Annotated in this window: 10 protein-coding genes; 2 read left to right on the top strand and 8 right to left on the bottom strand. The window is 69.2% G+C overall.

All coding sequences use genetic code 11. From position 1 onward, the window contains the following. Positions 1-7: 7 nt before the first annotated feature. The 3 genes from BN1056_RS04265 to BN1056_RS04275 are packed head-to-tail and all read right to left on the bottom strand — an operon-like array spanning position 8 to position 2,975. Positions 8-1,366, bottom strand: coding sequence for a hemolysin family protein (locus BN1056_RS04265; protein WP_210579340.1), 1,359 nt, complete (start codon positions 1,364-1,366; stop codon positions 8-10). After that, a complete protein-coding gene (gene ybeY, locus BN1056_RS04270) occupies positions 1,363-1,821 on the bottom strand; it encodes an rRNA maturation RNase YbeY (protein WP_073331540.1) in 459 nt (152 codons plus the stop codon). Before ybeY ends, BN1056_RS04265 begins: the two co-directional genes overlap by 4 nt. Next, positions 1,818-2,975, bottom strand: a complete 1,158-nt coding sequence (locus BN1056_RS04275; protein WP_210579341.1) for a PhoH family protein — start codon at positions 2,973-2,975, stop codon at positions 1,818-1,820. Before BN1056_RS04275 ends, ybeY begins: the two co-directional genes overlap by 4 nt. A gap of 285 nt (positions 2,976-3,260) precedes the next feature. Here BN1056_RS04275 and BN1056_RS04280 point away from each other — a divergent pair, with 285 nt between their 5' ends. Further along, entirely contained in the window at positions 3,261-4,778 is a 1,518-nt protein-coding gene (locus BN1056_RS04280; RefSeq protein WP_210579342.1) for an AlbA family DNA-binding domain-containing protein, read from the top strand. Positions 4,779-4,920: 142 nt separating this feature from the next. On the opposite strand, the gene BN1056_RS04285 is transcribed toward BN1056_RS04280, so the two are convergent. The 4 genes from BN1056_RS04285 to BN1056_RS04300 form a co-directional block, all read right to left on the bottom strand. Then, entirely contained in the window at positions 4,921-5,667 is a 747-nt protein-coding gene (locus tag BN1056_RS04285) for an ABC transporter permease (RefSeq protein ID WP_210579343.1), read from the bottom strand. Continuing rightward, positions 5,667-6,458, bottom strand: a complete 792-nt coding sequence (locus tag BN1056_RS04290; protein WP_244671494.1) for an ABC transporter ATP-binding protein — start codon at positions 6,456-6,458, stop codon at positions 5,667-5,669. The genes BN1056_RS04285 and BN1056_RS04290 overlap by 1 nt, the downstream gene beginning before the upstream one ends. 46 nt (positions 6,459-6,504) lie before the next feature. Further along, positions 6,505-7,164 carry a TetR/AcrR family transcriptional regulator gene (locus tag BN1056_RS04295; RefSeq protein ID WP_210579344.1) on the bottom strand — a complete coding sequence of 220 codons (660 nt, stop codon included), beginning with the start codon at positions 7,162-7,164 and terminating at the stop codon, positions 6,505-6,507. 62 nt (positions 7,165-7,226) lie between these two features. Continuing rightward, entirely contained in the window at positions 7,227-7,718 is a 492-nt protein-coding gene (locus BN1056_RS04300) for an alcohol dehydrogenase catalytic domain-containing protein (RefSeq protein WP_210579346.1), read from the bottom strand. A 340-nt stretch (positions 7,719-8,058) separates the two neighbouring features. On the opposite strand from BN1056_RS04300, the gene BN1056_RS04305 reads away from it, so the two are divergent. Further along, a complete protein-coding gene (locus tag BN1056_RS04305; protein WP_210579349.1) occupies positions 8,059-8,322 on the top strand; it encodes a hypothetical protein in 264 nt (87 codons plus the stop codon). Between the two features lie 9 nt (positions 8,323-8,331). On the opposite strand, the gene BN1056_RS14610 is transcribed toward BN1056_RS04305, so the two are convergent. Then, positions 8,332-8,477 (bottom strand): 16S rRNA (uracil(1498)-N(3))-methyltransferase (locus tag BN1056_RS14610; protein ID WP_210579357.1); only part of this gene is annotated, 146 nt, incomplete at its 5' end.

Raw genomic sequence — 8,477 nt, forward strand, 5'->3', positions numbered from 1 at the left:
TAGGTCCTCAGTCGTCGTTGGGGTTGTCGCCGTCGTCGGCGTGATCGTTGGGGGAAGCAGCGGCCGCGGGGCCGTCGGGCGGCGCGGGCGGCGCGGGCGGCCCGACGGCGTCGATGCGGGAGGCTAGCAGGGTGGCGACCTGGCGGCGCCTACCGGTGGCCTCCTCGGCCACCAGGCGGATGCCCTGCACGTCGCCGCTGGCCCCGGGCAGTGGTACCCGGCCGATGGCCTTGGTAAGCAGGCCGCCGGCGGTGTCGACGTCGTCGTCCTCGATCTCCAGGTCGAAGAGCTCACCGAGGGCGTCCAGGCCCAGGCGCACGGGCACGCGGAAGGTGCCATCGCCGAGGTCCTCGGCCACGGGCTCGGCGTGGTCGTGCTCGTCGGTGAGTTCCCCCACGACCTCCTCCAGCAGATCCTCCATGGTGACCAGGCCGGCGATGCCGCCGTACTCGTCCACCGCCAGGGCGATGTGGAAGTGACCCAGCTGCATCTCACGCAGCAGGTCGTCGGCGAGCTTGGTCTCGGGCACGTACACGGCCTCACGCACGAAGGACACCACCGGCCGCTCCCCGTGCTCGGGGTGGTCGGACAGGCGCCGCAGCACATCCTTGAGGTAGAGGATGCCGCGCACGTCGTCGGCGTCCTCCCCGATCACGGGCACGCGCGAGTAGCCGGAGCGGACGAACAGGCGCATGGCGGCGGAGGCGGGCTTGTCCTCGTCAATGGTGACCATGTCGGTACGGGGGACCATGACCTCGCGAACGAGCGTCTGGCCGAGCTCGACCACGCTACGCAGCATCTCGCGGTCCTCATCCTCGATGGTCTCCGAGTCGCCGATCTCGTCGATCATCTCGCGCAGGTCCTCGGTCACCTCGGCGCGCGCCTCGGCGTCGGTGCGGGTGGAGGCGCGGCCGAAGCGGGACTGGAACCAGCGCCAGGGCGCCCCCAGAGCGTCGACCCGCTCCAGGATGCCGGCCAGTGCCAGGAGCGTGCCGGCGGGGTTGCGGCGGCCGGCCGAGCGCGGGGACACGCCCACGAGCAAACCCAGCAGCACCAGGCTGACGGCCACGGCCACGAGGAGCGCCTGCCACCACTGCTCGAAGCGCCCGGCCACGCCCAGGGTGACCAGGACCGCCACCAGCATGTCGACGCCGGCGCGCAGGACGGCGAGGGTTCCCAGCACCTGCTCGCGCTTAGCGGTCAGGGCGGCCACGCGGCCGGCCCCGCGGCGGCCGTCCTCGACCAGGTCCTCGGCGGCGGCCCGGGTCATGCGGCTCAGCGCCCCCTCCCCCGCCGAGAGCACCATTCCGAAGCCGAGCACGACCACCGCCACGAACAGCAGCGGGGCGGTGGGGGCGGCGGTCACTTGCCGCGCTCCGCCAAGAAGGTCAGCAGGAGGGTGCGCTGGAGGGCGAACATCTCCTCCTTCTCCTCCGGCTCGGCGTGGTCGTAGCCGAGTAGGTGCAAGATGCCGTGCACGGTCAGCAGCAGCATCTCCTCCACGGCGCTGTGGCCCGCCTCGAGCGCCTGCTTCGCGGCCACCTGCGGGCACAGCACCACGTCGCCCAGGGTGCCGGGCGGCGTCTCATTCTCCGCGGTGCCGGGGCGCAGCTCATCCATGGGGAAGCTCATCACGTCCGTGGGGCCCTCCAGGTCGAGCCAGCGCTCGTGCAGCTCGGCCATGGGCTCGGGCTCGATGAACAGGATGTTCAGTTCGGCCATGGGGCTCACGTGCATGGCGGCCAGCACGTAGTCGGCCAGGGCGGTGAACTCGGTGGCGTCGATGGGGGTGGTGGTCTCGTTGATGACCTCGGTGGTCATGGGCGGTTCCTGTCTCGGAATTCGGAGGGGGTTCGGCGGCGGGCGCCGCCACGTTGGGGGGCCGGCTCGCCGCCGCGGCCGGGGCGACCGGCCGGTTCGGCGCGCTCGGCGTCATAGCGGGCGTAGGCGTCGACGATCTGGCCGACCAGCCGGTGCCGCACCACGTCGGCGGCGGTCAGCTCGCAGAAGCTGATGTCCTCCAGGCCGTCGAGGATGCGGCGCACCACGCGCAGCCCGGAGGGGCGCCCACCGGGCAGGTCGATCTGGGAGATGTCTCCGGTGATCACCATCTTGGAGCCGAAGCCGAGGCGGGTGAGGAACATCTTCATCTGCTCGGGGCTGGTGTTCTGGGCCTCGTCCAGGATGATGAAGGCGTCATTCAGGGTGCGCCCGCGCATGTAGGCCAGCGGGGCCACCTCGATGGTGCCGGCGGCGATCAGCTGCGGCAGGGCCTCGGCGTCGAGCATGTCATGCAGGGCGTCGTACAGGGGCCGCAGGTAGGGGTCGATCTTGTCGGTGAGGGTGCCGGGCAGGAAGCCGAGGTTCTCCCCCGCCTCCACGGCCGGGCGGGTGAGGATGATGCGGGAGACCTGCTTGCGGGCGAGGGCGTCGACGGCCTTGGCCATGGCCAGGTAGGTCTTGCCGGTGCCGGCCGGGCCGATGCCGAAGGTGATGGTGGAGTTCTCGATGGCGTCGGTGTAGGCCTTCTGACCGAGTGACTTGGGGCGGATGGAGCGGCCGTGGGTGGTCAGTACCTCGTCGGTGAGGACCTCGGCGGGGCGGGCGGAGGCGTCCAGCAGTCCGATGGCGCGGTCGACGGCGTCGGCGGTCAGGGGCGTGCCGGCGCGGGCGATGTCGATCAGTTCGGACAGCAGGACGATCACGACGTCGACGCGGGCGGCGGGTCCGGTGACGGTGACGGTGGTGCCGCGCACGTACACGGACACGTCGGGGAAGCCACGTTCGACGGCGCGCAGCACCTCGTCGCGGGCGCCGAGCAGGGCGACGGGGGCGAGGTCATCGGGCAGGGTCAGGGTGCGCGTGACGTCGGCCGGGGCGGCACCGGCCGCATTGGCGGGTGGGCTGGTTGTACCAGCTGAGGCGGAGGTGGTCGCCGCGGTCGCGGCTACTGGTGTGATGGGCGAATTCGTCATCTTGAAGCCCATGCTACCGGCCGGACCCGGACGGTACAGGCCGCGTTCGCGCTGAACGGTGTCATCCCCACCACCGAGGTCGGTTGATCTTACGTACCGAGGTCGGTAGACGTTACGTGTCGAAGTCGGTCGATGTGGCGCACCCAACGGCTCGGCCCGGATCCGCTAGGGTTGCTCCGTCGCTCAGCGGCAGTGATGCCCACGGTCGGGAGGTGCGAAGCGAGTGGTGATTTGGTGAGTAGCGATCTCCGCGCGCACGAGTATGTGAGGGGCAGGATGTAAGCGATGACCGAACTTCTAACTCTCGGACCCGAAGGCCGAGTCGTCATTAATGAAGGAAAGAAGCTTGAGCTCAAGCGCGATCTGTCTTCACCCGACGGGCCACTGCGGACGATTGTTGCCTTCGCGAACTCGGCGGGCGGACGGCTCGTCATCGGAGTCGCAGACGATGGCATGGTGGTTGGCGTCGAAGACCCGCTAGCCGAGGAGGAGCGCATCGCCAGCCTCATCGATGACCGGATCTCACCCCAGTTGGTCCCGGCGATCGATCTGGTGACGCTGGCAGGCAAGACGGTGCTCGTTGTTGACGTGCCACTCAGTACTCGCCGACCTCACTACATCACCCGCCAGGGCGCCGAGGCCGGCGTCTACGTGCGCCTCGGCTCCACCACGCGGCAGGCGGACCCGGCGTTGGTGGCCGAGCTTGAACGTAACGCCCGCGGCATCGCCTTCGAAGACCTTCCCGAACCGCGCGCCACACTGGAAGACCTGGATTTGCAGGTCCTTTCCGAACTGCGCGGACGCGACACGTCCGTCGACGACCTCCTGGCACTCGGTCTCGCTGTCAAACAGGGTGACCAGATCATCCCCACCAATGCAGGCATCCTCGCCGCCTGCCCCGACCCAACGCGCTTCCTGCCCTCCGCCTGGGTCCAATGCGGGCGCCTGCGCGGCCCGCACGGCACCGACATCTTCGACCAGACCGAGCTCCACGGCCCCATGCCGCTGGCCGTCGACCCCGCCGTGGAGTTCCTGCTCAAGCACGCCTACAAGACCGCGGTCTTCGGCGAGGTCCGGCGCCGGGATGTCTACTCGATCCCCATCGAGCCGATCCGCGAAGTAATCGTCAACGCCCTCGTCCACGCCTCCTACGCAGAACGCGGAACCCCCATCCGCATCGGCTTCTACGACGACCGCATCCAGGTGGACAGCCCCGGCCTGCTGCTGCCGGGCATGACCATCGACTCCATGCGGCGCGTGTCCCGCCTGCGCAACTCCGCCCTCGCGCGCATCTTCCGCGAGGCCGGGATCATGGAGCAGTGGGGCACCGGCGTCCAGCGCGTCTTCGAGCAAGTGGCCGAAGCCGGCCTGCCCGAGCCCGTTATTGAGGAAATCCAGGACCGCGTACGGGTCATCATCCAGATCCCCAGCCATGACCCGTGGCATGCGGCCGCCACACACCCCGGATCGCACGAAGCACGCAGTGTCCACGAGCCGGAGGCTGAGGACCAGATCAGCCCAGAACATGCCTACACACATAGCAATGACGATAGATATGACGGTAGGCATGATGTGGCAATGATGCGCGCGGCAGCGAACGGACCGGTTCACCGGAACACGCTCCTGGAAGCCGCTGGCCTTAGGCCCCTGTCACAGAACTACGCGCGGCACGTCGTTCCACTGCTGAATCGTGGGCTGATCGCCATGACCCTGCCGGACAAGCCCCGCAGCAAAGCGCAGAGATACGTTCTGACGGATAAGGGCCGCGCCTACCTGCGCACCCTTACGGGAGATGCCGAATGAATGCCATGTCGGCCGTCCGACGCCGCGAGCACTTCGGACTCGACCTGCGCCAGCAGTACTTCCGGCAGGTCAGGGAGTTCACGATCGCCTACATGCGCAAGCAATAGCCGGCCGCCCGCGCCTGCCTTCCTCCACGTCGCCCTCACCGCACCCGCCGCGGCACGGTCAGGGCGGCCACCGCGAGGATCGCCACCCCCACCCCGGCCACCAGCCCCAGGTCGGCGGCGAAGGCGGTGGTCGGCGCGGTGTTCGCGCTCAGCTCGCCGACGGCGTCGACGGCCCAGCTCATGGGCAGCACGTTGCTGCACAGCTCCAGCACGCGCGGCAGCTGGTCGCGGGCCACCAGCAGCCCGCACAAGAAGATCTGCGGGCCGATGATCACGGGGAAGAACTGGACGGCCTGGAACTCGGTGCGGGCGAAGGCGGATACGAACAGCCCCAGCGCCACGCCCAGGAAGCCGTCAACCAGCGCGGTGAGGATCACCCACACCCAGGGGGCGGCGATCTGTACCCCCAGGCACCAGGCGGCCACCGCGCACAGCAGCAGCGACTGCCCCACTGCCGTGGCGGTGAAGGCGGCGGCGTACCCGAGCAGCAGGTCGGCGCGGTGCAGCGGCGTGGTCCACAGCCGCTCCAGAGTGCCGGAGCCGCGCTCGCGCAACATGGTGACGCTGGTGACCAGAAACATGACGACCAACGGCAGGATCGCCATCATGGCCACGGCGATCCGGTTGAACAGCTGCTCGCCGTGGGGATAGTCGTAGTAGACGAAGTACAGCAGGGTCAGCAGCGCGGCGGGCACCACCATGATCAGTCCAAGGGTGCGCCGGTCGGCGGCCAGCTGCGCCAGCACCCGGCGCACGGTAGCGGCGAAGGTGCGCGCGTTCATCACTGTCCCTCCCCCTGCTCCGTTCTCCCCGCCCGCCGGACGACGTCGAGGAAGGCCGCGTCGAGCGTGTCGGCTCCCGTGCGCTCCAGCAGCTCGCTCGCAGTCGTGTAGGCAAGGAAGCGGCCGGAGCGCATGAGCAGCACACGATCGCAGTGGAAGGCCTCATCCATGACGTGGCTGGAGATCAGCAGGGTGGCGCCCGCATCGGCCAGTTCCCGGAAGGTGGCCCACAGCCCCTCCCGGGTCAGCGGGTCCAGGCCGACCGTCGGCTCATCCAGTACCAGCAGTTCCGGGCCGGCCACCAGGGCGCAGGCGAGCGAAACCCGTCCGGTCTCACCGCCGGAGAAGGTACTCACGCGCCGGTCGGCGAGTTCGGTCAGCCCCACCGTGTCCAGCACCTCGTCGATGTCGCGGGCACTGGCCCCGGCGAGTGTGGCGAAGTAGCGCAGGTTCTGGCGGGCGGTCAGGTCCTTGTACACGGCCGCAGCCTGGGTGACGTATCCGACCCGGCCGCGCACGGCGGGTGCGCCCGGCCGCTCCCCCAGGACTCTCACCTCGCCGTCGTAGCGCTGCACGCCTACGAGTACCCGCATCAGGGTGGTCTTGCCGCAGCCGGACGGCCCCAGCAGGCCGGTGATGGAGCCGGGTCGCAGGTCCAGGTCCAGGCCGTGGAGGATCTCGGTGCCGCCGCGACGCACCCGCAGTCCGCGCGCGTGTACCGCACTGCCGACAGCCGCCGCGACGGCCGGATCGGCATGACCGACGACGGCGCCCAAGCCATTTTTCATCATGCGATGAATATAGGGGGCACGGCAGCGGTCCGGCAAGGACTGCGGACTACTCCTCGGGTTCTTCCATGGTCTTGAAGGCCCCGGCATCCTCGACCGGGCCATCGTGCGCATCACCGAGGTCACCGGTCAGGTAGTGCTGGATCACCGGACCCACGGCGGCCGCGAGTTCCTCCGGGCTCGCGGCGGATACGGCGTCGAGCCGGGCAACCCAACGCGTCATGCCCAGTCCGACCAGATGTCCGGCGATGAGTTGGGAGCGCAGCCGCACCCGGTCGGGCGCCACCTTCGCAACCAGCGGAGTCACCAGGGCGGCGACCACAAGGTCGCGCACGCGCGCCACCATGCCCTCGTTGGTCAGTGCCGCACGCAGCAGCGCGGAGAAGCGTTCCCGGCCCATGCGATCCCACTGAGTGATGAATACGCGCACTAGTGCCGCCCCCTGCCGGGATGAGGGCTGGCTGCGGACTTCATCAAGCACGCTCGGGTCCATTGGCGGCCCGTCCGGCCCGTCATAGACCGCCTCCACGAATAGGGCGGAGCGCGCCGGGAAGTAGTGGTGCACCAGCGCCGGATCCACGCCCGCCTCGCGCGCAATGCCGCGCAGAGAGGTGTTGTAGCCATCACGGGCGAAGGCTGCGCGGGCCGCCTCCAGAATCGCCCGCCGGGCATCCGGGCTCCCGGCCCGCCTGCGCCCTCGTGACGCCATTCGCTCTCCCCTCTGGGCCAGTGGTTACTGACGCCAAGGATACGTTCCGAACTCGTCCGGACTCACGCACCGGCCGATCCGGCCACGTCGCAGACGAGCTTGCCGGTCTGGTGGCCCCGGGCGAGCCGGGCGTAGGCGGCATCGACGGCGTCTAGCACGGCGTCGACACCCCGCCCCTGTGGCGCCAGGGCGCGGGCGTCGACGACGACGTATTGCGCCAGTCCACCCGGGCGCCGTAGGTCGTGGTGCGCGGCCACACGGTCGCCGACGGCGAGGTCGGGACGCAGCGCGGACGCGCCGTCCTCGGCTGGGGTGGTGACGCCGGGGCCGAGGGCGTCGATGGTGCCGGCAACGTCGAGTCCAAGCACGTGCGGCCAGGTCCAGGCGGGGTTGCCGCCCCGGGCGACCTTCCAGTCGACCGGGTTAAGCGAGCAGGTCTCCACGCGCAGTCGGAGCTGTCCCTTGCCGGGTTCGGGGACGGGCGTCGCCCCGATTCGCATTGCGGAGGCCAGATCCGCGGGCCCGGTCGGCCGGTCGAGCAGTAGGGCGGTCATGGCATGATGCCTCAACGAATCAGTACCGCAACGGTATGGCGGAACACGCCGCATGGTGCACTCTTGACCAACCAAACTCGTCAACGTAAGGTTGACGGACGAGGGTTACTCGGTCGGCCCTCAAACACGGTGTCTCAGCCGATGACGTCGTCCACGCCTGGGAGAACGCGTTGCGATTGGTGGAGTACGAGTACGACGGGGAGGAACGATTACTCGTGATTGGTCCCGCAATGGATTCGAGTCTGCTCGAGTTGGTCGCTGTTCCCTCAGCCGCACCTGCTCGCATAATCCATGCAGACCGTCTACGGCCGAAGTTCTACGTCTTTCTGAAGTGATTCCCATGCAGCGAACAACTACGACTACGACCAGTTCTCCGGATACCGGCCTGCAGTCTCTCGACCCGGCGCGCACGCCATCACGCGACGCCACGCACTTCCGGCGCATCATCGCCGCGAAAAAACACGTGATCGATGCGGAACAAGACCTGGCTCGCGCCGTCGCCGACGCTCGTGCGGCCGGTGAGTCATGGACAGTGATAGGCGCCGCCCTAGGCGTCTCGAAGCAGGCCGCGCACAAGCGCTTCGGCCACTCGTCCCCCTGCTAGAGACCAGTCTCAGCCCCACAGGCCGGCGCGCTGGGCGAGGACCGCGAGCGCGACCGGTCCGGCCGATGCCGTGCGCAGCACATGCGGCCCCAGGCGCACGGCGCGTGCCCCGGCGTCCTCCAGCGCCTCCACCTCCGTGTCGCTGATGCCGCCTT

It is taken from the genome of Actinomyces succiniciruminis, assembly GCF_900002405.1.
GTDB lineage: Bacteria > Actinomycetota > Actinomycetes > Actinomycetales > Actinomycetaceae > Actinomyces > Actinomyces succiniciruminis.

Coding starts and splice junctions, on each gene's coding strand:
- ybeY (WP_073331540.1), bottom strand. CDS start 1,821: ATGACCACCGAGGTCATCAACGAGACCACCACCCCCATCGACGCCACC.
- BN1056_RS04275 (WP_210579341.1), bottom strand. CDS start 2,975: ATGACGAATTCGCCCATCACACCAGTAGCCGCGACCGCGGCGACCACC.
- BN1056_RS04280 (WP_210579342.1), top strand. CDS start 3,261: ATGACCGAACTTCTAACTCTCGGACCCGAAGGCCGAGTCGTCATTAAT.
- BN1056_RS04285 (WP_210579343.1), bottom strand. CDS start 5,667: ATGAACGCGCGCACCTTCGCCGCTACCGTGCGCCGGGTGCTGGCGCAG.
- BN1056_RS04290 (WP_244671494.1), bottom strand. CDS start 6,458: ATGATGAAAAATGGCTTGGGCGCCGTCGTCGGTCATGCCGATCCGGCC.
- BN1056_RS04295 (WP_210579344.1), bottom strand. CDS start 7,164: ATGGCGTCACGAGGGCGCAGGCGGGCCGGGAGCCCGGATGCCCGGCGG.
- BN1056_RS04300 (WP_210579346.1), bottom strand. CDS start 7,718: ATGACCGCCCTACTGCTCGACCGGCCGACCGGGCCCGCGGATCTGGCC.
- BN1056_RS04305 (WP_210579349.1), top strand. CDS start 8,059: ATGCAGCGAACAACTACGACTACGACCAGTTCTCCGGATACCGGCCTG.